Genomic DNA, 20171 nt, shown 5'->3' with positions numbered 1-20171 from the left:
ATGATGTTAGTCGTCGAGCAGATCGATAGTTCGCTCGTCCGGTTTACCGTCGTAGTACTTCTGTAATACCTCGCCGAAAATCGAACTACCAGGGTCGACTTCGGCGAACAAGGTCATCGACGACTGCAGCTTCAGATCGTCCGGATATCCGAAAATGTCGGCGGCGGTCCCGTCGGCGATCTTCGCCACCATCGCCGCGGCCTTGCGCAGTCGAGGTCCCAGCACTTCGTGCGAGAGGTACATCTGCGCTTCCACGCGGTCTGCGATACCGAAATGCTGAGCCGTCGCGCTCCGTCCGAGCCCAGCGAGTTGTGGGAAAACGAACCACATCCAATGGGTACTTTTGCGGCCGGCTTTCAGTTCGGCGCGGACGGTGTCCCACACCGGATCCTGCGCGTCTACGAATCGCTGTAGGTCGTATTCCATCAAGAGCCTTCCGAAGAATTTGGCCGAAACAGCTTCGTCGCGGGGCCGACAGTAGCAGCGCTGCCTACGCACTCATCCAACGCGAAGGCCGATACACTCCGCAAATGGGAAATGACGGGGTCGACACTGCGCCCGTGCGAGCACAATCGGGGATTACTTCACCGTCCCCGCGCACGAGCCGTCGAAAGTGGGGGTGGGTCGCCGGCGTCCTTGCCGCCACCGTGTTGTTGGCAGCGGGCGTGTTGTGGTTGGCGCCGAGTAGATACTTGCCGTGGGACACCACTGCTTTTCCCGACGTCGACGCTTCGGCTCTGTCTTCGGAGCAGGCCGCGGTCGTCGAACTTCTCCGCACCGAACACAGCCGACAGAACCCGGGATCCTTCTATTCCGACGGTGTCGAAGAAGCGTGGTGCGCAAACTTCGTCAGCTGGATCATGCGTGAGGCAGGACAGCCACTGAGCAATCCGAATTCCGGTGGCTGGCGGATCCCCGGTGTATACACGCTGACCGAGTATTACCAAGACGAGGGCAGATTCGAACCGAAGGGATACGTTCCGGCGGTCGGGGACGTCGTGCTCTACGACAACAGCAGTTGGGTAGGTCAGCACACCAACATCGTCGTGGCGATCGACGGAAACACCGCCACCACGGTGGGTGGCAACGAACTCGGAAAGATCCGCGTACATACCGTCGACGTATCCGAGGATTCGGCCGTCGTCGGCTTCGGTCGTCTCGTCGAATAGCCCGCTCAGCCGAGCTGCTTTTTCTGAACCTTGCCCATCGCGTTGCGTGGCAATGAATCTACGACGCGAATCTCCCTCGGCCGCTTGTGAATCGAGAGTTCGTTTGCGACGAGATCGATGAGAGCCGACGGTTCGACGCCGGTACCGACGACGAATGCGACGATGCGCTGACCGAGGTCGTCATCCGGAAGCCCCACGACGGCGACCTCGTCGACGCTCGGGTCACCCAGCAGAACGGTCTCGATCTCACCGGCACCGACGCGATAGCCGCCGGTCTTGATCAGATCGGTGGATGCGCGTCCGACGATGCGATGGAATCCGTCCGGACCGATGACGGCTACGTCGCCGGTGTCGAACCACCCGTCCTCGGTGAAGACCTTCGCCGTCGCCTCCGGGTTGTTCAGGTAGCCGGCGAACAGCATCGGACCGTGTACCTGCAGCGCTCCGATCGACTCGCCGTCGTGTGGGAGCGCCTCCCCCGCCTCGCTCACGATTCGCGTTTCGACGCCATCGACCGGCAGTCCCACGGAGCCGGGCCTACGTTCCCCGTCGGCGCGGGTACTGATGGTGATCAGTGTTTCGCTCATGCCGTAACGCTCGATAGGCGCCTGGCCGGTCAGTTCCTTCAGTTTCTCGAACACCGGTACGGGGAGCGGAGCACTACCGGAGACGAGCAGACGGGCGTGCGCGAGGGCTCTCGCGGACGTCTCGTCGGCGGCGATGCGGGACCACACCGTCGGGACACCGAAATACAGCGTCCCTTTCGCGGCGGCATACAACTCGGGAGTCGGCTTACCGGTGTGCACGAGCGGACTTCCGACGCGCAGCGGACCCAGCATTCCGAGGAGCAGTCCGTGGACATGGAACAGCGGAAGTCCGTGCACCACAGTGTCCCGAGATGTCCAAGCCCATGCCTGCGCTACCGCGTCGATGCCGGCCGCGATCGCTTCCCTCGACAACAGGACGCCTTTCGGCGGGCCGGTCGTACCGGAGGTGTAAAGAATGAAAGCGATGGACGACGGGTGTGGATCGGGGTAGCTGTGCCAGGACCTGGCGTGCTGCCGAACCGGCAGGACCTCGAGGCCCGCCGTGTCTTCGGGCGCTTCGCCGAGCCATGCCTGTGCACCGGAGTCGCGCAGCATGTGTTCGCGTTCGGCATGCCCGGCATCGGGCGGGATCGGCACCACGGTCACACCTGCAATCAGCGCGCCGACTACGGCAAGCACAGTCTTGACGCTGGGAGTCGCCAGAACTGCCAGGCGTTCCGCCCGCGAGATCCGCTCGGCGACCGATGTCGCGGCGCCGAGAATGTCGCCGCGGGAGAGGGAGACACCGCCGATCGTCACAGCGTCGGCAATATCGTGTCCGCGAGCGACGGCGAGTGGATTCAATGATCGGAGCAGCACATGGTTACCGTACATACATGGATGCCGACGGAATCGACACCGGTGACTACGCCGAGTACATGACGGTGCCCGCCGGAGACCTGCAGCCCGGGGTCTATTTGATCGGAACCGATGCCGACCAGGAAATCGCTGACGAGGAAGATCTGGACGACGACCTGGACAACGAGGACGACATCGAGGTCGCGCACATCAGCGACGGTGCTCCTCGGCTGGTCTATTCGGTGCAGTCCGACGACTTCTGGACACGCGTGGAACTCGCAGACCTGCGGGCCGCACAGATCTACGAGGAAGCGAATGCACGCAATCCGTCGGTCAATGCCGCGCCCAAGCGGTTCACCACGGTCGAGGCTTTCGGTAGCAATGAACTGGTCTACATCCTCCGCATCAGGCGCGGTGGTTGGGACATCGCCTGACCCACGCTCGAACTCGGTGAAAGCACCTGTGCCTACACCGAGGACGCGACTGTGCCGATGCCGAGGGCCGCGAGGATTCCTGCACTGATGCGATCGAGCCAGTCGGTCACCTTCGGTCGCCGCAGCAGCACGACGGCGCGCGAGGCCGCGACCGAGAAGACGCCCATGACCAGTGCGGCGACAACCACTTCCACGGCCCCGAGAGTCATGGCTCCGGCGAAGGTGACCACGGTCAGGAACTGGGGAACGACAGCGAGATAGAACAGCCCGACTTTGGGATTGAGTGCGCACGAGAGGACACCGGCACCGAACGCGGACCGAGCCGAGGCCACGACCGGCACCATCGGTTCACCGTCGACCTTCGTCTTCCGGCGCGCCATGAACGCACGTACCCCGAGATACAGCAGGTACAGGCCACCGAGGATCTTGATGATTCGGTACACGGTCGCAGACTGCTCGACGATGGCTGCAAGTCCGACGGCAACCAGCACTGCCCAGAACAAGCCACCGAGCGCGACGCCCATGGCAGCAGCAATTCCGGGTCGCTGCCCTCCGATGCTGTATCGAAGCACGAGAAACGAATCCGGTCCAGGAAGGATCGCCAGTAGGAAGCACACCCCTGCAAAGCTGAGCAACATACTGACGGTCATGAACTGAATGGAAACACCCAGGCCGGACAACGTGCAACCGGATACTCGCGAACCTAGGCCGTCAAACGCTCCGCGGCAGTCCGGATGCGCTCGTCGGTGGCGGTCAGCGCGATACGGACGTGCTGAGATCCGCGAGGTCCGTAGAACTCACCCGGTGCGGCAAGGATGCCTCGCTCGGCGAGCCAATCGATGGTGTCCCGGCAGGGTTCCCCGCGGGTGGCCCAGAGATACAGCCCGGCTTCGGAGTGATCTATTTCGAACCCGGCTGCTTCGACGGCGGAGAGCAGTGTGGTGCGACGGGCACGGTAGCGCTCACGCTGGATGTTCTCGTGCTCGTCGTCGGATAGTGCCGCGGTCATCGCAGCCTGGATCGGCAACGGCATGATCATTCCTGCGTGTTTGCGGACTTCGAGCAGTTCGGTGACCAATTTCTGGTCGCCGACGACGAAGCCGGCGCGATAGCTCGCGAGATTGGATGTCTTGGAAAGTGAGTGCACGGCAAGGAGATTGGTATGGTCGCCGTCGCTGACACGGGGGTCGAGGATCGAGAGCGCCTCGCCTTCCCAGGTCAGGCCGAGGTAGCACTCGTCGGAGACGACCACGGCGTCGCGCTCACGGGCCCACGAGACCACTTTGCGGAGGTGCTCGAGGCCGAGCACCTTGCCGCTCGGGTTCGCAGGAGAGTTCACGAATACGAGCGATGCGCGCTCGGGCCCGAGTCGATTCAAGCCGTCGGCACGAATGATGCGCGTACCTGCAAGGAGGGCTCCGACTTCGTAAGTCGGGTAGGCCAGTTCGGGGATGACCACGAGGTCGCCGTTACCGAGACCGAGAAGGCTCGGTAACCAGGCGATCATTTCCTTGGTGCCGATGGCAGGCAGAACGGCGTCGACACTGATCCCCGTTACGCCGTACCGCCGCGCAAGCGCAGCGACTGCTGCTTCACGCAACGCAAGCGTGCCGACGGTCATCGGGTAACCAGGTATATCGGATACCGACGCCAGCGCTGCACGAATGATCGGTGCAACCGGGTCGACTGGGGTGCCTACCGACAGATCCACGATCCCATCCGGGTGCGACTGCGCCTTGTCTTTCGCGGCAGTCAGTGAGTCCCAGGGGAAGTTGGGCAGGCCGGACGCGACGGAGATACGCGCCAATGTCAGCTCTCACCCATGGGAGGCAAAGCCTTGATGAACGGTGGGTCGAAATCGGTCTTGCCCAGCTTCGCGGCCCCACCGGGTGAACCCAGATCGTCGAAGAAATCGACGTTCGCGCTCACGTAACCACTCCACTGCTCCGGGACGTCGTCCTCGTAGAAGATCGCCTCGACGGGGCAGACCGGTTCGCATGCACCACAGTCGACGCACTCGTCGGGGTGGATGTACAGCATGCGGCCACCTTCGTAAATGCAGTCCACCGGGCATTCTTCGATGCATGCCTTGTCGAGTACATCCACGCACGGTTCCGCAATCGTGTACGTCACTGCTGGTCTCCCTCCCTTTCCAGTAATCGGCACCGAAGCGTTGTTCACTGCTTGCAGTGCCCTGAGAATCCTAGTATCGCGTCGTAGATTTACGACAATCAGCGCAGGGTGTCCTCACTGTGACACTCGGATCATCCGAGAAGCCCCTTCGAGCCTACGTGGCTCGGACTTTCGGCGTTCGCATGAACCCATCCGAGCCCCTGCTTGGCAGCCCGGGACAGCGCCCCACGCTCCCCGACGTAGCTTGCCACGCCACCGACCAGCGGAATCGCGGAGAGCACACGGTAGATTCCACGGCTGTGCGGACGCTTGGCCAACTCGCTCGAGACGTCCCTGAGCACAGCAGCGACGTCCCACATCGCATGCAGTAGCGCAAAGGGCCCGCATTCGCGGCGGGGCGCGGGTGACGTGTCGGGCTCGGAGCCGTCGAGGTCGACCTCACGGCCGCACAGCACGGACGCGAGCATGCTCACGTGTGCCGACCGGTCCGTCACGCCGTTCTCTCTGCCGACGGCAACGAGAACCATCGCCTGATTCGCGAAGCCGAGCAAATCCTGCAACGGCAGCCTGTTGACCAGTACACCGAAGACGCTGGGGAACGCGACGGCCACGGTGTTGAGGGCGCCGATCCGCGCGACCCACCAGTGCGAGCGGGCCTGCGCATCGAGCTCGAGCCATGCTGCGGTCCCGGGGAAGTCGGTGGCGTTCAGGGTCTTCGCCAACGTGTCGAGCACGGTGTCGATGGCGGTGTCTTCGGCGGTCGGTGTTCGAAACGTTCTCGCCTTCAGGCCTACCGGATCACGTTCGGCGAGGATGTCGAGAACAGGGTCGATGATGGCCACGGCCCGATCGAGGGCCGTGACGACTGTGCGATCGTCCATGCTCAGACGAGTCCGACCGCGGGGAACTTGTCGACGAGACCATACGTCGTCGTGCGTTCACGAGCAGGACGACCGATCCCGTTGGCAATCTCGTGGAGCTCGGCGACGGTCTTCTCCGATCCGTTCTGGCTTCCCGCCATCCGCGAGATGGTCTCCTCCATCAACGTGCCGCCGAGGTCGTTCGCGCCCCCGTTGAGCATCGCCTGAGTGCCGGTGATACCGAGCTTGACCCACGAAGTCTGAATGCTGTCGATACGTCCGTGGAGCATGATTCGCGCCAATGCATGCACTGCTCGGTTGTCACGGTTGGTCGGGCCGGGGCGCGACGCTCCGGCGAGATACAGCGGCGAGGACTGGTGCACGAACGGAAGTGGCACGAACTCGGTGAATCCACCTGTCTTGTCCTGAATTCCCTTGAGCACGTTCATATGACCGACCCAATGCGACGGATTGTCGACATGGCCGTACATCATCGTCGAGCTCGATCGCAGGCCTACTTCGTGGGCGGTGGTGACAACTTCGATCCACTCTGCGGCAGGCAACTTGCCCTTCGTCAACACCCAGCGGACCTCGTCGTCGAGGATCTCGGCCGCAGTACCGGGAATGGTGTCCAGTCCCGCGGCACGAAGCTCGACGAGCCAATCGCGAATCGACTGTCCACCTCGCGAAGCCCCGTTGACGATCTCCATCGGCGAGAACGCATGGACGTGCATCGACGGCACCCGTGCTTTCACTGCGCGCACCAGGTCCGCGTAACCGGTGACCGGCAGTTCCGGGTCGATACCGCCCTGCATGCAGACCTCGGTTGCACCGAGCGCGTGTGCCTCCCAGGCGCGGTCCGCCACTTCGGCCGTGGACAGCGTGAACGCATCGGCGTCACCCTTGCGCTGCGCGAAAGCACAGAACCGGCAGCCGGTGTAGCAGATGTTGGTGAAGTTGATGTTCCGGTTGACGACGTAGGTGACGGTCTCGCCGTTGACCTGCCTGCGTAGGTCGTCGGCGAGGGCTGCGACGGCGTCCATTCCGGTCCCCTCGGCCGTCGCGAGCGCCAGGTACTGCTCGTCGGACAGACCCGCGGGATCCTTCTCGGCCGCTCGGAGCGCGGCCACCAGATCCCTGTCGACGCGTTCGAGGCCTGCCAGATCGCGCACTTGCTCCCGGATGGACTCCCAATCCCCGAATGCGTTGTCCAGGTCGCTACGTGTTTCGGTGTTGCGCCCCTCGGTGTCGATCTCGGTGTTCAGATCCACTCGGCCCGAGGACACCCACTCCTCGTCCGGCTCCTGCCACGGAAGCCCCGTCGGGAGGACGCCGTCACGCGCCATGCCGGTCTTCGGATCTGCCAGTGCATTCACGTGCGCGGAGATACGCGGATCGATCCATGGCGCGCCCGCGAGAACGTACTGCGGTTGCGCTGCCGTGCGTTCGGTCAGCGTGTATCCGGCGGCTTCGGACAGCTCGGCCAAGGTGTCGAGATTCGGCCATGGCCGTTCCGGGTTCACGTGATCCGGAGTCAGCGGAGAGACGCCACCCCAGTCGTCGACGCCAGCACCGAGCAACGCCGCGGTCTCTTCGACGGCGACGAGGTTCGGTGGTGCTTGAATACGCATCGACGGACCGAGCAGCACGCGCGTGACCGCGATGGTTGCGAGGAATTCCTCCATGCCTGCGTCGGGCGTATCTCGCATCACGGTGTCGTTCTTGGCGAGGAAGTTCTGCACGATGATCTCTTGCACATGACCGAAGGCCTTGTGCACCTTGCGAATAGCCATGATCGACTCGGCGCGATCGCGGATGGTTTCTCCGATTCCGACGAGGATGCCGGTGGTGAACGGGATGTTGAGGCGTCCTGCATCGGTCAGCGTTCGTAGCCGAACATCGGGATCCTTGTCCGGGCTGCCGTAGTGAGCCTGACCTTTTTCCTCGAACAGTCGGCGGGAGGTCGTCTCGAGCATCATTCCCATCGACGGTGCGACGGGCTTGAGGCGAGAGAGTTCCTGCCAGCTCATGACTCCAGGATTGAGGTGAGGAAGCAATCCGGTTTCTTCGAGAACTCGGATCGACATGGCCCGGACGTAGTCCAACGTGGAGTCGTAACCACGGGAATCGAGCCACTCCTTGGCCTCGGGCCAGCGATCTTCCGGCCGGTCTCCGAGGGTGAACAGTGCTTCTTTGCATCCCAATTCCGCGCCTTTGCGCGCAACCTCGATGATCTCGTCGGGATCCATGAACAGTCCGTGGCCCTCGGCGCGCAACTTCCCCGGCACCGTCACGAACGTGCAGTAATGGCATTTGTCGCGGCACAGGCGAGTGATCGGGATGAACACCTTGCGCGAATACGAGACCGTCTTGGGGCGGCCCGCCGACTCGAGACCCGCATCCCGCACCCGCGACGCCGAAGTGCAGAGGTCCACCAGGTCGTCACCGCGTGCGTGCAGCAGCACCGTGGCTTCGTCGACGTTGAGCGATACCCCGTCGCGGGCGCGCCGTAGAACGCGACGCATTGCGGAGGGGGCGGGGACCTTTTCTGGTTCGGGAGCAGCGGCGGTTACAGGATCAGGCAGCATGGTCACCCGTCGATCATGCGCCACCGACGGGTCGGCGTGCCACCGGCGGTGGTCGGGCGGGGCAGGAGTGGAGCCTGCGGAACGACCAGACCAGGCAGGAGTGGAGCCTGCGGAACGACCAGACCAGGCAGGAGTGGAGCCTGCGGAACGACCAGATTAGGGCAGGAGTGGAGCCTGCGGAACGACCAGATTAGATTGGGGCATGATCACAATGACCGATCCTGCGTGGCGTCCGAGTCCGCGTGCGCGGCAATTGTGGGCCATCAATGCGTCGTTGATGTGGGTTCCGCTGTTCATCGCCCAGCTCGTGTGGGCCGTGATCGAAGGTAAGTGGACGACGTGGCCTCATGCGGCGGTCTTCGTCGTGTCGGTCGTGTTCGCTGCCGTTCATATCGTCGTCGTCCCGGTGTGGCGGTATCGCGTGCATCGTTGGGAGATCAGTGACACGGCGGTGTACACGCTGACCGGCTGGTTCGATCAGGAACGACGCATTGCACCGATCTCGCGGGTGCAGACGGTCGATACCGAGCGTGGGCCGATCGACCGCATGCTGGGTTTGTCCACGGTCACTGTCACCACTGCGTCCTCGGCGGGCGCGGTCAAGATCACGGCTTTGGACAAGGAGGTGGCTGATCGTACCGTCGCTCAGCTCACCGAGATCGCGGGTAGAACGTTGGGCGACGCGACGTGAGCACCGACACCGAACTTCTGGTCGCCGAGGAGCAGCAACCGTGGCTGCGTCTGGACAAGCGGATGCTGTTGGTTCATCCGGTCAACGAGGCGGTCAAGGTCCTGCCGGTATTGTTCGTGTCTTTCGTGATCGGCAGTCGGAGTGGTAACCACCTGTGGGGTTTGATCATTGTGACCCTGGTGGTGCTGTTCGCGTTACTGCGCTGGTTCACCACCAGTTATCGGATCGGCCCGGTGCATGTGCAACTGCGCACCGGGGTGTTTCAGAAGAAGCTGCTGTCCGTGCCGCGCAGCCGAATTCGCTCGGTCGACGTCGAAGCGGGCGTCATGCATCGGCTTCTCGGTCTGTCGATCTTGCGGATCGGCACCGGGCAGCAGGCGGGTAAGGGTGAGAAATTCGAATTGAACGCCCTCGATTCGAGGGTGGTCCCCGCGTTGCGCGATCAGCTGTTGCACCGAGCCGAGCGGGGGCCCGATGCACTCAGGAAGGAGCCTCCCGCGGCAACCGAGATTGCGCACTGGAAGTCCGAGTGGGTCCGGTATGCACCGTTCTCGTTCACCGGTGTCGTGGCCATCGCGGCGGCGGTCGGGGTGCTCTTCCAATACGGATTCGGTGAGCGGGTCGCAAATTCTTCCCTCGTCTCCAGCAGTATCGACTCCGCGGAGCGTTTCGGTATCGCCCTGGTGATCGGCCTAGGACTGCTGATACTGCTGATCGTCGCCAGTCTCTTCGCATGCGCGCGCTACCTGATCGCGTACGGCAATCTGACCGTCACCGATGACGGCGCGCGCCTGCACGTCAACCACGGACTCCTCAAGACTCGTTCGACGACGCTCGACCGAAAACGCCTTCGTGGCACCTCACTGTCCGAACCTCTGCTGCTGCGGATCGCCAAAGGCGCGAAGCTCGACGCGATCATGACGGGTGTCAGCGCGGAGAAGAAGGAATCGTCACTGCTGTTACCGCAAGCACCCGCACGCGAAGCGCTCCGCATGATGACGGTGGTGCTCGGTGACGCCGGGCTGCACGAGAACGCGCAGAAACCGCTGACGCCGCACGGACCGGCAGCCAAACGTCGCAGATACACCCGAGCAGTGGTCCCCGTACTCGTTGTCGCTGCCGGGCTCGCGATCGCCGAAGCCCTCGGTGCTCCGATCCCGACAACCGTGTGGATTGTCATGGTGCTGGTGCTGCTCGGAGCGGTATTCGTCGCACAGGATCGATATCGAGGCCTCGGCCACGCAGTGTTGCCGGGCTGGTTGATCACCCGCCACGGTTCTCTCGACCGCACCCGGCACTCGCTCGAGGCCGCCGGGATCATCGGATGGACGGTCGAACAAACATTCTTCCAACGGCGCGCCGGTGTCGCGACAATCGTCGCGGCCACACCAGCAGGCGTCGGACACTACGAAGTTCTCGACATTCCCGCAGACCAGGCATGGACCCTCATCGAAGCCGTCACCCCCGGAGCCGGTGACAAATGGGCCCGCTGAACACTCCTGCTCCCCCCTGTCATTCCGCAGGCTCCACTCCTGCCACCATCGCCGAACTCGACCTGGCCGTCAGCGCCTGCCGAGCTTGCCCCAGGCTGGTCGCCTGGCGGGAGAAAGTAGCGACCGAGAAACGAGCCGCGTTTCGGGACGAAACCTACTGGGGCAAAGCGGTTCCAGGGTTCGGCCCCGCGGATGCGTCGGTTCTGATCGTCGGCCTCGCACCCGCCGCACACGGGGGTAATCGCACCGGGCGCATGTTCACCGGGGACCGCAGCGGTGACTTTCTCTACGCGGCACTGCATGCCGTTGGGCTTGCCAATCAGCCGACGGCCACTCACATCGGTGACGGCCTGACGCTGCGCGGGGTCAGAATCACTGCGCCGGTTCATTGCGCTCCACCGGACAACAAGCCGACCGTCACCGAGCGTGATCGTTGTCGCACGTGGCTCGACATCGAATTGAGCTTGCTGAAGCCGACACTGAAATCGGTGATCGTGCTCGGCGGATTCGGTTGGCAGGCCCTACTACCTGTGCTGGCAGCGAACGGTTGGGACATTCCCCGTCCACGCCCGAAATTCGGCCATGGCGTCGAGGTCGATCTGGGGTCGATCCGGTTGTTCGGCAGCTATCACGTCAGTCAGCAGAACACGTTCACCGGGCGGTTGACTCCGAAGATGATCGAGGATGTGCTGCAGGCGGCCGGCTCCCATGCGGGCCTGATGTGAGCGCCGTCAGCCTCCAGGTGAACAGCAGAACTCCGGACGGTGCAATACCTGCCACCAGCAACAATGCCGTCCGCCAATCGGAAAGCAACAGCACATCGCCGCCGGGGCCGCCGAACATGCAGATCAGCACTGCGACACCCCAAGCGATCAGCGGCGACGCGATGGCGAGGGGTCGTTCTGCCACTTTGCGCGCGGCGTAGAGAAGCATGACGTTGGCGATTCCCGCCAGCAGTGCGCTGACTGGAAAGGGCACCGGCCCGAGGTAGGCCGGGAGGAAGAATACGGACAGTACGCCGCAGAGAAAGCCGTCGAAAATCAGTACTGCGAGCGTTGTCCTCGATACGAGGACGACAGCATTGGATGCGGCCTTCGAGATCATGTTGCCAATACTGGCGTACTCCCCGCGGTCAGGAGACCGGCGGGTATCCCAAAGCGGTCAGCAGGTTGCTCAGCGCGGACGCGAGATCGGTGAGACCGGACTGATACAACATCTCCTGACGGGGGAAATCAGGTATCAACGAATTGACGAACGCAACGATGGCGTCCTGCACGACCCAGTTGTACATTTTGTGTATTCCCCTGCTCGGCCGACCGCACTGAAGAAGATCTAGTGATCCAGATCATATTCCACTACGCCTGCGAACAGGTCGCTTTCTCTACCCGACGCGTCGAGCTCTCCCCGATCGCCTCGAACGAGAACGAATTGTTCCTCGACCAGGATCGGTTGCGCGATGTTGTTCGACAAGGCGTACTCGGTGCCCGAAGGCGCGACGGTCACCTGGGTGGCGTGTGCCTCGAGGGCCGCGCGTTTGCTGCCGAGAACGCCGCTGACGTCGAGCGAGGTGGTGATGGTCGCCTCGGGCACACTGGGCAGTTCACCGGGCTCGGGCATTCGCCAGCCGTCGGGAATGTCCGCGATCGAATCCAATCCACGCGCCAGCTGTTTCTCGCCGGTGACAGTCCAGTAGAGCTTCTGCGGTCCCCACGGTGCACCCACTTCCGGGTAGCGGTCACTGTCTGCGATATCGACAGCCTCCGTCACCAACGAATGCACTTGTTGATGGTCGGGATGTCCGTACCCACCCTCCGGGTCGTAGGCGACGACGACATGAGGCCGAACCGTGCGGATGACCGAGAGTAGTGCCGACAGAGCCTCGTCACGATCGGCGTTGACGAACGCCCGCGGATTCAGAGCCGCCGGGGTACCCGCCATGCCGGAGTCTCGCCACCGTCCGGCGCCGCCCAGGAATGTCGGACTCTGGGCACCGAGAACTGCCAGCGCCCTGTGCAATTCGTGAATTCGGTATCCACCGAGCTGATCGGCTCGGTCTGCGACGAGGCCTGCCCACCGGTCACCGATGACTTCGCCTTCTTCGCCGAGTGAGCACGTGAGGACCGTAACCTCGAAACCTGCTCGAGCGTAGTGGGCGATAGTTCCACCGGTGGTGATGGTTTCGTCATCCGGATGCGCATGAACGAGAAGAAGTCTCACTTGGTCTTGGTCCTCATCCACTGCGCAGCGTCACCGAAGATGCCTACCTCGATCGGTCCTGCCAACGACACACCTTCGACACCGGTGCCGACGGCGACAACGGACGAATCCTGCATGATCGGAAGAACTGCGGACAACGCCCACAATTTCGGCTCCGCTTCCGCGACCAACTGGTCCGCCGGAAGTTCGCCGCGCAGAGCCAGATTCACCGAATTCTGCAACTCCGGTACACATAAACCGGAGAGGTTGCTCGGCGGACGCGCCTTGGCCTCGTCGGTGACACCCGGCTGAGTAGGGGCCGGAGCCGGTGCGCACCCGAATCTCGACGCCATCACCGTCGCGGGATCGTTTCCTACACTTGTCCATCCGACCAAGGCGTCGACCCCGCCGCCTACGAGTGCCGTGCTGTACAACTCTTCGGGTGGCAGCGGGGTCACCGACGCATCGATGCCCACGCCTGACAGTTGGTCGGCAACAGTGTTCGCGACGGCGAGCGAGGTGGAATCATCCTCTACTGCTCCGATGACGAATTCGACTGGCACTCCGTCCTTTTCGAGCGCCCCATCCAGACCTGGCACGAAGCCGGCTCCGGCGAGTAGTGCGAGCGCACTCTGGCGATCGATCGGGGCGGGAGCAGTTGGGGCATAACCGGGGTCCGATGGGCTCGACAGTTGCGCGCGCGCTGGGTGATCGGCCGAACCCGTCCCTGCGGCAACCGTCGACAGCAGTGCCGGATCGAGAAGGCCGAAGATCCCCGCTCGCACGTTTGGATCCGACAGCATCGCGGTTCGGCCGTTGAGGGTCAGATCGAGAACGCGTGGCTGAAATCTGACGTCGGTGCGAACCCCTGGTATCGCCGCCAGCTGCGCCCTAGTAGCGGTACTTGCCCGAACCTGGGCTACCTGAGCGTCTTTCGACCGAAGCGAGTCGGCCAACTGGGCAGAAGTACCACCTCGACGAAGCAGAATTCGGTCAGGCTTCGCCGGTTCGTCCCAGAATCGATCGTTGCGTTCGAGAAGGATTTCGTCGCGTCCTTCGTCGATCGACTTGACACTGAACTGACCGCCGGAGACCGGCACATTGTCGACGAGGCCGGTTTCGAAGCCACCGGGGGAATCTTTGAGTAGATGACTCGGGAGCAAATCGGAGAAGAGCCGTCGCCAGTTCTGATACGGCTCGGCGAATGTCACGGCGACGCTCTTGCCGCCACCGGAGGAGGCAACGTTGTCGATGAGGCCGTAGCCAGCCGGGTCGATGACTCCGGGTTGCGAGATCATCTGTTGCCAGAGGTACCGGAAGTCCTCGGCGGCGATCGGCGCACTGTCGGACCATTGGGCTTCGTTGCGGAGCTGATAGGTGACCGTGAATGGATTCTGCGACGTCACCTCCGCCGACAACAACAGCGAAGGGTCCTGGAGCCACACGGTCACCGCGGGGTTCGACGGATCGGTGGCCGGCCGAAACGGACTCGGTAGGACGAGCGCGCTCACCGCGGAGTTGGCAGGCGACTGGTCCGACAAAAGATGAGGATTGAATCCGATGCCGACATCATCGATCGCGACGACAACGGGATCTCCGGTCTCGACGGGAACCTCCGTCGTCGTGATGACGGGTGTCGGTTCGCTCTCGACCGGAGGCGGCGGGTTGGCGGTGCATGCTGAGAGAACCAGAGTGGGCAGAACCAATGCGATGGTTCCGATGCCCAGGGGGCGCGCTCGCCGCAAATGCATCTCCTTCGTCGTAGCCCGTGTATGCGCAGTCTCCTGTCGAACCGACTGCGCATACACGGGCGTCCAGCGCGATGTACGAAAGCTACCGCTCTTTACAGAGCAGCCTTGTCACGCGACTTGCTGCGCGAACGCTCACGAGCGCGCTCGTTGGAATCGAGGTGCACCTTACGGACGCGAACGACCTCGGGGGTCACTTCGACGCACTCGTCGACTGCACAGAACTCCATGGCCATTTCCAGGTCCATCTTCTTCGGCTTGGCCAGAGTCTCCATGACGTCGGCCGAAGACTGACGCATGTTGGTCAGCTTCTTCTCACGCGTGACGTTGATATCGAGGTCTTCCTGACGCGGGTTGATGCCCACGACCATGCCCTCGTAGGTATCGACACCCGGCTCGACGAAGAACGTGCCTCGGTCTGCCAACTGGATCATGGCGAACGGAGTGACGCTGCCGGCGCGGTCGGAGACGAGCGAACCGGTGTGGCGTGCGCGAATCTCCCCTGCCCATGGTCCGTAACCGTGGAAAACAGCGTTGGCGATACCGGTGCCACGCGTGTCGGTGAGGAAGTCGGTGCGGAAACCGATGAGGCCACGCGAGGGAACGATGAACTCCATACGAACCCAGCCTGCGCCGTGGTTCGTCATCTGCACCATCTTGCCCTTGCGTGCGGCGAGCAGCTGAGTGACACCGCCGAGGTATTCCTCCGGGGAGTCGACGGTCAGTTCTTCGAACGGCTCGTGAACCTTGCCGTCGACCAGGCGGGTGACCACCTGGGGCTTGCCGACGGTCAGCTCGAAGCCTTCACGACGCATCTGCTCGACGAGGATGGCGAGGGCCAACTCACCACGGCCCTGGACCTCCCAGGCATCGGGACGGCCGATGTCGAGAACCTTCAGCGAGACGTTACCGACGAGTTCCTGATCGAGACGGCTCTTGACCATGCGCGAGGTCAGCTTGTGACCGCTTACGCGGCCGACGAGCGGGCTCGTGTTGGTGCCGATGGTGACCGAGATCGCCGGCTGGTCGACCGTGATCCGCGGCAAGGCGACAGGGTTCTCGAGGTCGGCGAGGGTGTCACCGATCATGATGTCCGGGAAGCCTGCAACGGCGACGATGTCACCTGCAACACCCTTCTCACCCGGTACGCGCTCCACACCGATGGTGTTGAGCAGCTCGGTGATCTTCGTCTTCTGGACGACGGGCTCGCCGTCGATCTCACGCATCCAGCTCACGGTCTGGCCCTTGCTGAGCTGGCCGTTGTGGATGCGAACCAGAGCGAGGCGACCCAAGAAAGCGGAAGCATCGAGGTTGGTGACGTGTGCCTGCAGAGGTGCGTCGACGCTTCCCTTGGGAGCAGGAACGTAGCTGAGCAGGACCTCGAACAGTTCGTCGAGGTTCTCCGCATCAGGAGCGTTGCCGTTCTCGGGCTGAACCTTCGATGCCTTGCCCTCACGGCCGGAGGCGTAGAGGACAGGAAGGTCGAGGGCGAGCTCAGCAGCCTCGGAGGCTTCGTCGTCGAGGTCGGAAGCGAGATCGAGAAGCAGGTCGTGACTCTCGGAGACGACCTCTTCGATTCGTGCGTCGGGTCGATCGGTCTTGTTCACGACCAAGATGACGGGCAGCGACGCAGCGAGCGCCTTGCGCAGCACGAAGCGGGTCTGCGGTAGCGGACCCTCGGATGCATCGACGAGAAGGACGACGCCGTCGACCATGGACAGGCCGCGTTCGACCTCGCCACCGAAGTCGGCGTGCCCGGGGGTGTCGATGACGTTGATGACGGTCATGGTGCCGTCGGGGTTACGTCGGTGAACGGCCGTGTTCTTGGCCAGAATCGTGATGCCCTTTTCCCTCTCGAGGTCACCCGAGTCCATCACGCGATCGATCGCTTCGGCGCGTTCCTCGAACGCTCCCGACTGCCGGAGCATGGCGTCGACCAGGGTGGTCTTGCCATGGTCGACGTGTGCAACGATGGCTACGTTGCGAAAAGTGGTGGTGCTGTCGATGTTATCTGCACTGCTTGGGGCGCTCACGCGAAAGGTTCTCCTGGGTTGAATGCGGGCTCTTGTTCGCTAGCGGGCTTATGACGCTAGAGAAGCGCGCTGCACCGCGAGAATCTCGCGACTGAACAAGTTTACCCGCTACCCCAGGGTGACCTGCGACACGCAGTACCCTTTTCCACAAGTTCACCTTGAAATGCGAGATTTTCGGAGACGTTCACATGGGCAAGATCAAGGCCAAGAAGGTGTCGGGTCTCAAGCCCAAGAAAAAATGTTGCCGCAAGAAGACGCGCTGCATCAAGTGCCCCGTGGTGATCATGAGGATGAAGAAACTCGAAGATCAGGGCGTCTCCGGTAAGGACCTGAAAAAGGGCCTGAAGAAGGCCCGCTCTACCTGAGCATCAGTGCAAGTTCGGTTACCCATTCGCGGTCCGCATCGACCAGATCCATCTCGCGCAGGCCGGCGGCGTCGACCCACCGCAGATCTGAATGATCAAGTGGGGCAGGCGATCCCGCGACCAGCTCGACGCGATAGGCGCGCAGAATTCGCCCGGCTCCGATGGGGACATCGCCGGCCAGCTGCGCACCGACAGCGGTGTCGACGCCGAGTTCCTCGTGTAGTTCACGCATCAACGCCTGAACGTCGCTTTCGCCGGATTCGACCTTTCCTCCCGGCAGCTCCCACAGGCCCGCGAGCTCCGGTGGACGTGCTCGCTGAGCGAGTAGGAGTAGCCCGTCGGCGACGATGGCACCAGCCACCACGACGGCAGAAGTGGTGATGTCAGGGGCGGAACCAGCTGATTTTTCGGCGTCGGTCATGCCAGGATCGTTTCCATGAGTGAACTACTGTCCAACGCCGAGATCGACGACGCAATGAGCAGTCTGCCGGAGTGGAGTCTCGATGGATCCTCGATCACCCGAACGGTCGAATTGCCGACGTTTCCGGCGGCGATCCAGTTCGTGTCACGGGTGGCGACTGCTGCCGAGGCTGCGGGGCACCATCCTGACATCGATATCCGATGGCGAAAGTTGACCTTCACGCTGTCCACGCACTCCGAGGGCGGGCTCACCTCGAAGGACGTGGATCTGGCTCGCGAGATCGAGAATCTGCTGATTCGAGATTGACCCGTCGTCGTCTCAGATAGATAGCCAGGATGTACACGAGGAGTGCTCCGAGTACGTCGACGGTTCCGAGCCAGGCGAGTATCCCTGGGCGGGATACGAGCCAGATCGATTCCTGGAAGAAGCTGAGGATCCAAGGGATGCCGATGACGCTGGTGACCAGCCAGTATCCGGCCACGATCCGGGTGAACAATGCATCGCGGTCCGGCCCGTGTACGAGCCACACGAGCAGCGGCATCACCCATACCCAGTGGTGTGACCACGAGATGGGTGAGATGAGCAGTCCCAACAGTTGAACGACGAGGAGGATGCCGAGTCGATCGTCGCGCCGTAGCGAGCGCCATGCAGCAACTGCGAGAGCGGAGACTACGAGGACGCCGCCCATCCACAACGGCCCGGATTCGATGTCGTGTCCGGCGATCCTGCTCATTGCTCCGCGCAGCGACTGGTTCCACACCGAGCCGACCGGCCCGATTCGATCGGCGTCACCGAGCAGAGTGGTGAAGTAGGTCCCTGCTTGATGGCCGAGAACCAGATAACTGAGCGCGACGGTGGCAGCGAAGGCGACGGCCGAGAAGATCGCTGCCTTCCAACGCTTCGTGGCCAGGAAGTAGAGCCCGGTTATCGCCGGCGTGAGCTTGATTCCTGCGACGAAACCGATGAGTCCACCTGCCACCCACCAACGCGTACTGCGGATCGCCACGACCGCGCCCAGGGCGAGGAAGACGTTGACCTGTCCGTAGTCGAGAGTGGTGCGCACGGGTTCGGTCCACAGGGCCAGCGCTGTCCATGCCATGGCAATGCGGGTCCAGCGTGAAGTGCCTGCCACGTCGTCACCGAGCATCAGTCCGAGGCTGAGCTTGATGAGCAGGAACATCGCTGCCATCGTCGCCAACTGCCAGGCGATTCCGACGACGGTGAACGGCAGATAGTGCAGTGGAAAGAAGACCAACGCTGCGAACGGCGGATAGGTGAACGGAAGCGGAAAGTCGGGAGTCTTCACCGAGTAGGTGAAGTTGTAGAGATCGTCTTTCAGCAATGCTGCCGAACCGTCCACGTAGACGTGCAGGTCGACGAGGTTCATCCCATTGGGCGTGGCGAAGGCCCAGGCGAGACGGGCCAGGACCGACAGCGCAAGCAGGAAGGGGGCGTATCGAACCAGTCGGTTCACCTGTTGTCTCTCGCTCCCGCTCGGTGCTGTTCGGTCGTCTCGGTTCGAGATCGACAGCCGAGCTTATAGGGAGCCCGATCGGGCTTCTTATAGGGAACCCGATCAGGCTTCGCGCACGCGGTTCACAGAATTTGTGGACGATCATCATGGATGTTCACAAATAACATTTGCATCACCAATCACACTATTCACTTCTGTAACACGCTAATGTCCGTGGACGGTCAATGCCGAGTCGCGCCCGTACAAAGTCGGACAACGCCCGAGAGTACCGGCTGTACAAGCAAGGGTCGGATACATAGAGTGACCCCTCGAGCCAACAACCGCTTCATGGCCCGTTTTACGATCAGGATGGGGAAAATCAAGTGCTTCGTACCGGGGTAACACGCAAAGTCGTCACTGTTGCGGCGGTGGCATGCGCCGCTGCGCTCGCGCTGCCGACCTTTGCTTCTGCAGAGCCAGCACCGCCTGCAGCCGAGCTGCCTCCTATGTTCCTCCCCGCTCCGGACCAGCCACTACCGGACTACGCGCAGATCGAAGCACTTGCGTCTTTCGCCCCCGCCATCATGGGTGCCGCCGCAGGTCCGACCGACGTCGCAGCGGGCCCGCAAGGCGATCTCCTCGCCCAGGCACGTCAGCTGCTGGACAATCCCGCCATTCCTGAGACGGTGAAAGCCACTCTTACACGGGTCATCACGTTCCTCGACGGATCCGGTGGCGGCGGACCCGAACTGCCTCCGTCCGACGGGCCGGTCATCGCGCAGTTCCTCTACCCGACCATCGGTAAGGGCTGCATCTCGGACAAGGCAGATTCCATCGGCACCGCGCTGGCCGTACCCGGCCCCGCAACGCTTCCGCCTCCCGGACCTGCTGCAGGTCACGCCGGCTTCGTTTTCACCGCCCTCGGCACAGCACCTCTTGCAGCTCAGCAGGAGTCACCGTTCACCGTGACGTGGCTCAATCTCGACAACCGTCGCACCGGGACCCAGGAGTTGACCGGAGCGTCGGCCATCAACCCGGGCGGCCCTGCCACGATCTCCGGTATTGCTGATACCGGACCGGGACGCGTCCTCGCAGTCGCATCCGGTTCCATCACGACGAAGTCCGTCGAAGATCCCGCTGCACCGGCGCGGACCTGCGGATTCCTTCCCACGATCGGTACCTTCTACGTAGCCTGATCATCA

At 62.8% G+C, this 20171-nt stretch carries 22 protein-coding genes; 8 read left to right on the top strand and 14 right to left on the bottom strand.

Translation table 11 applies throughout. The annotated features are described in order from the left end of the window. Positions 1-6: 6 nt before the first annotated feature. On the bottom strand, positions 7-426 hold the full coding sequence (locus ABIB36_RS17710; protein ID WP_354561460.1) for a DUF1810 domain-containing protein: 420 nt from the start codon (positions 424-426) through the stop codon (positions 7-9). Between the two features lie 152 nt (positions 427-578). On the opposite strand from ABIB36_RS17710, the gene ABIB36_RS17705 reads away from it, so the two are divergent. Next, on the top strand, positions 579-1169 hold the full coding sequence (locus tag ABIB36_RS17705; RefSeq protein WP_354561585.1) for a CHAP domain-containing protein: 591 nt from the start codon (positions 579-581) through the stop codon (positions 1167-1169). 5 nt (positions 1170-1174) lie between these two features. On the opposite strand, the gene ABIB36_RS17700 is transcribed toward ABIB36_RS17705, so the two are convergent. After that, positions 1175-2590 (bottom strand): acyl-CoA synthetase, encoded by a 1416-nt coding sequence (locus ABIB36_RS17700; protein ID WP_084346036.1) that lies wholly within the window; start codon positions 2588-2590, stop codon positions 1175-1177. 2 nt (positions 2591-2592) lie between these two features. On the opposite strand from ABIB36_RS17700, the gene ABIB36_RS17695 reads away from it, so the two are divergent. Then, entirely contained in the window at positions 2593-2988 is a 396-nt protein-coding gene (locus ABIB36_RS17695) for a hypothetical protein (protein WP_084346037.1), read from the top strand. A gap of 32 nt (positions 2989-3020) precedes the next feature. Here ABIB36_RS17695 and ABIB36_RS17690 read toward each other — a convergent pair whose 3' ends face one another. The 5 genes from ABIB36_RS17690 to ABIB36_RS17670 all read right to left on the bottom strand — a co-directional run bounded on the left by ABIB36_RS17690 (position 3021) and on the right by ABIB36_RS17670 (position 8569). Next, positions 3021-3638, bottom strand: a complete 618-nt coding sequence (locus tag ABIB36_RS17690) for a LysE family translocator (protein WP_354561456.1) — start codon at positions 3636-3638, stop codon at positions 3021-3023. A gap of 53 nt (positions 3639-3691) precedes the next feature. Then, complete coding sequence (gene dapC, locus ABIB36_RS17685) at positions 3692-4795, bottom strand: succinyldiaminopimelate transaminase (RefSeq protein ID WP_354561454.1); 1104 nt, start codon at positions 4793-4795, stop codon at positions 3692-3694. 2 nt (positions 4796-4797) lie between these two features. Continuing rightward, the gene (fdxA, locus tag ABIB36_RS17680; protein ID WP_084346039.1) at positions 4798-5121 is read right to left on the bottom strand and encodes a ferredoxin; all 324 of its coding nucleotides are present in this window, start codon (positions 5119-5121) and stop codon (positions 4798-4800) included. A 131-nt stretch (positions 5122-5252) separates the two neighbouring features. Continuing rightward, positions 5253-6002, bottom strand: a complete 750-nt coding sequence (locus ABIB36_RS17675; RefSeq protein ID WP_084346040.1) for a hypothetical protein — start codon at positions 6000-6002, stop codon at positions 5253-5255. A 2-nt stretch (positions 6003-6004) separates the two neighbouring features. Then, positions 6005-8569 carry a bifunctional FO biosynthesis protein CofGH gene (locus tag ABIB36_RS17670; protein ID WP_354561583.1) on the bottom strand — a complete coding sequence of 855 codons (2565 nt, stop codon included), beginning with the start codon at positions 8567-8569 and terminating at the stop codon, positions 6005-6007. Positions 8570-8771: 202 nt separating this feature from the next. On the opposite strand from ABIB36_RS17670, the gene ABIB36_RS17665 reads away from it, so the two are divergent. From ABIB36_RS17665 to ABIB36_RS17655, 3 genes are all read left to right on the top strand, one after another. Continuing rightward, complete coding sequence (locus tag ABIB36_RS17665) at positions 8772-9260, top strand: PH domain-containing protein (RefSeq protein ID WP_354561450.1); 489 nt, start codon at positions 8772-8774, stop codon at positions 9258-9260. 62 nt (positions 9261-9322) lie between these two features. Beyond that, positions 9323-10753, top strand: a complete 1431-nt coding sequence (locus ABIB36_RS17660) for a PH domain-containing protein (RefSeq protein WP_084346357.1) — start codon at positions 9323-9325, stop codon at positions 10751-10753. After that, a complete protein-coding gene (locus tag ABIB36_RS17655; protein ID WP_084346042.1) occupies positions 10741-11478 on the top strand; it encodes a uracil-DNA glycosylase in 738 nt (245 codons plus the stop codon). The genes ABIB36_RS17660 and ABIB36_RS17655 overlap by 13 nt, the downstream gene beginning before the upstream one ends. On the opposite strand, the gene ABIB36_RS17650 is transcribed toward ABIB36_RS17655, so the two are convergent. The 5 genes from ABIB36_RS17650 to typA all read right to left on the bottom strand — a co-directional run bounded on the left by ABIB36_RS17650 (position 11405) and on the right by typA (position 16730). Continuing rightward, positions 11405-11857 (bottom strand): hypothetical protein, encoded by a 453-nt coding sequence (locus tag ABIB36_RS17650; protein ID WP_084346043.1) that lies wholly within the window; start codon positions 11855-11857, stop codon positions 11405-11407. The two genes, ABIB36_RS17655 and ABIB36_RS17650, sit on opposite strands and share 74 nt — an antisense overlap. Positions 11858-11885: 28 nt before the next feature. Beyond that, positions 11886-12044, bottom strand: a complete 159-nt coding sequence (locus ABIB36_RS17645; RefSeq protein ID WP_176224757.1) for a hypothetical protein — start codon at positions 12042-12044, stop codon at positions 11886-11888. 41 nt (positions 12045-12085) lie between these two features. Beyond that, positions 12086-12991 carry an N-acetyl-1-D-myo-inositol-2-amino-2-deoxy-alpha-D-glucopyranoside deacetylase gene (gene mshB, locus ABIB36_RS17640; RefSeq protein WP_084346044.1) on the bottom strand — a complete coding sequence of 302 codons (906 nt, stop codon included), beginning with the start codon at positions 12989-12991 and terminating at the stop codon, positions 12086-12088. Then, positions 12967-14700 (bottom strand): ABC transporter family substrate-binding protein, encoded by a 1734-nt coding sequence (locus ABIB36_RS17635; RefSeq protein WP_502944924.1) that lies wholly within the window; start codon positions 14698-14700, stop codon positions 12967-12969. Before ABIB36_RS17635 ends, mshB begins: the two co-directional genes overlap by 25 nt. 92 nt (positions 14701-14792) lie before the next feature. Continuing rightward, on the bottom strand, positions 14793-16730 hold the full coding sequence (typA, locus tag ABIB36_RS17630) for a translational GTPase TypA (protein WP_084346045.1): 1938 nt from the start codon (positions 16728-16730) through the stop codon (positions 14793-14795). 188 nt (positions 16731-16918) lie between these two features. Between typA and ABIB36_RS17625 the strand changes: the two genes are divergently transcribed. After that, entirely contained in the window at positions 16919-17095 is a 177-nt protein-coding gene (locus ABIB36_RS17625) for a hypothetical protein (RefSeq protein ID WP_179142220.1), read from the top strand. Here ABIB36_RS17625 and ABIB36_RS17620 read toward each other — a convergent pair. Next, the gene (locus tag ABIB36_RS17620) at positions 17088-17516 is read right to left on the bottom strand and encodes a (deoxy)nucleoside triphosphate pyrophosphohydrolase (RefSeq protein ID WP_084346046.1); all 429 of its coding nucleotides are present in this window, start codon (positions 17514-17516) and stop codon (positions 17088-17090) included. The genes ABIB36_RS17625 and ABIB36_RS17620 overlap by 8 nt on opposite strands. Before the next feature lie 15 nt (positions 17517-17531). Between ABIB36_RS17620 and ABIB36_RS17615 the strand changes: the two genes are divergently transcribed. Next, positions 17532-17822 carry a 4a-hydroxytetrahydrobiopterin dehydratase gene (locus ABIB36_RS17615; RefSeq protein ID WP_084346047.1) on the top strand — a complete coding sequence of 97 codons (291 nt, stop codon included), beginning with the start codon at positions 17532-17534 and terminating at the stop codon, positions 17820-17822. On the opposite strand, the gene ABIB36_RS17610 is transcribed toward ABIB36_RS17615, so the two are convergent. Beyond that, entirely contained in the window at positions 17764-18990 is a 1227-nt protein-coding gene (locus ABIB36_RS17610) for a mannosyltransferase (protein ID WP_256895531.1), read from the bottom strand. The genes ABIB36_RS17615 and ABIB36_RS17610 overlap by 59 nt on opposite strands. A gap of 362 nt (positions 18991-19352) precedes the next feature. On the opposite strand from ABIB36_RS17610, the gene ABIB36_RS17605 reads away from it, so the two are divergent. Beyond that, the gene (locus ABIB36_RS17605; protein WP_084346049.1) at positions 19353-20165 is read left to right on the top strand and encodes an Rv1157c family protein; all 813 of its coding nucleotides are present in this window, start codon (positions 19353-19355) and stop codon (positions 20163-20165) included. The last annotated feature ends 6 nt before the right edge of the window (positions 20166-20171 follow it).

It is taken from the genome of Rhodococcus sp. UYP9, from assembly GCF_040547235.1.
GTDB lineage: Bacteria > Actinomycetota > Actinomycetes > Mycobacteriales > Mycobacteriaceae > Rhodococcoides.
This window is presented reverse-complemented; position numbering and strand designations above follow the sequence as displayed.

What these genes read in the sequence shown, in the direction of transcription:
- ABIB36_RS17710 (WP_354561460.1), bottom strand. Translation starts at nt 426, where the DNA reads ATGGAATACGACCTACAGCGATTCGTAGACGCGCAGGATCCGGTGTGG.
- ABIB36_RS17700 (WP_084346036.1), bottom strand. Translation starts at nt 2,590, where the DNA reads ATGTACGGTAACCATGTGCTGCTCCGATCATTGAATCCACTCGCCGTC.
- ABIB36_RS17695 (WP_084346037.1), top strand. Translation starts at nt 2,593, where the DNA reads ATGGATGCCGACGGAATCGACACCGGTGACTACGCCGAGTACATGACG.
- ABIB36_RS17690 (WP_354561456.1), bottom strand. Translation starts at nt 3,638, where the DNA reads ATGACCGTCAGTATGTTGCTCAGCTTTGCAGGGGTGTGCTTCCTACTG.
- ABIB36_RS17675 (WP_084346040.1), bottom strand. Translation starts at nt 6,002, where the DNA reads ATGGACGATCGCACAGTCGTCACGGCCCTCGATCGGGCCGTGGCCATC.
- ABIB36_RS17670 (WP_354561583.1), bottom strand. Translation starts at nt 8,569, where the DNA reads ATGCTGCCTGATCCTGTAACCGCCGCTGCTCCCGAACCAGAAAAGGTC.
- ABIB36_RS17665 (WP_354561450.1), top strand. Translation starts at nt 8,772, where the DNA reads ATGATCACAATGACCGATCCTGCGTGGCGTCCGAGTCCGCGTGCGCGG.
- ABIB36_RS17660 (WP_084346357.1), top strand. Translation starts at nt 9,323, where the DNA reads ATGCTGTTGGTTCATCCGGTCAACGAGGCGGTCAAGGTCCTGCCGGTA.
- ABIB36_RS17655 (WP_084346042.1), top strand. Translation starts at nt 10,741, where the DNA reads ATGGGCCCGCTGAACACTCCTGCTCCCCCCTGTCATTCCGCAGGCTCC.
- ABIB36_RS17650 (WP_084346043.1), bottom strand. Translation starts at nt 11,857, where the DNA reads ATGATCTCGAAGGCCGCATCCAATGCTGTCGTCCTCGTATCGAGGACA.
- ABIB36_RS17645 (WP_176224757.1), bottom strand. Translation starts at nt 12,044, where the DNA reads ATGTACAACTGGGTCGTGCAGGACGCCATCGTTGCGTTCGTCAATTCG.
- ABIB36_RS17635 (WP_502944924.1), bottom strand. Translation starts at nt 14,700, where the DNA reads ATGCATTTGCGGCGAGCGCGCCCCCTGGGCATCGGAACCATCGCATTG.
- ABIB36_RS17625 (WP_179142220.1), top strand. Translation starts at nt 16,919, where the DNA reads ATGGGCAAGATCAAGGCCAAGAAGGTGTCGGGTCTCAAGCCCAAGAAA.
- ABIB36_RS17620 (WP_084346046.1), bottom strand. Translation starts at nt 17,516, where the DNA reads ATGACCGACGCCGAAAAATCAGCTGGTTCCGCCCCTGACATCACCACT.
- ABIB36_RS17615 (WP_084346047.1), top strand. Translation starts at nt 17,532, where the DNA reads ATGAGTGAACTACTGTCCAACGCCGAGATCGACGACGCAATGAGCAGT.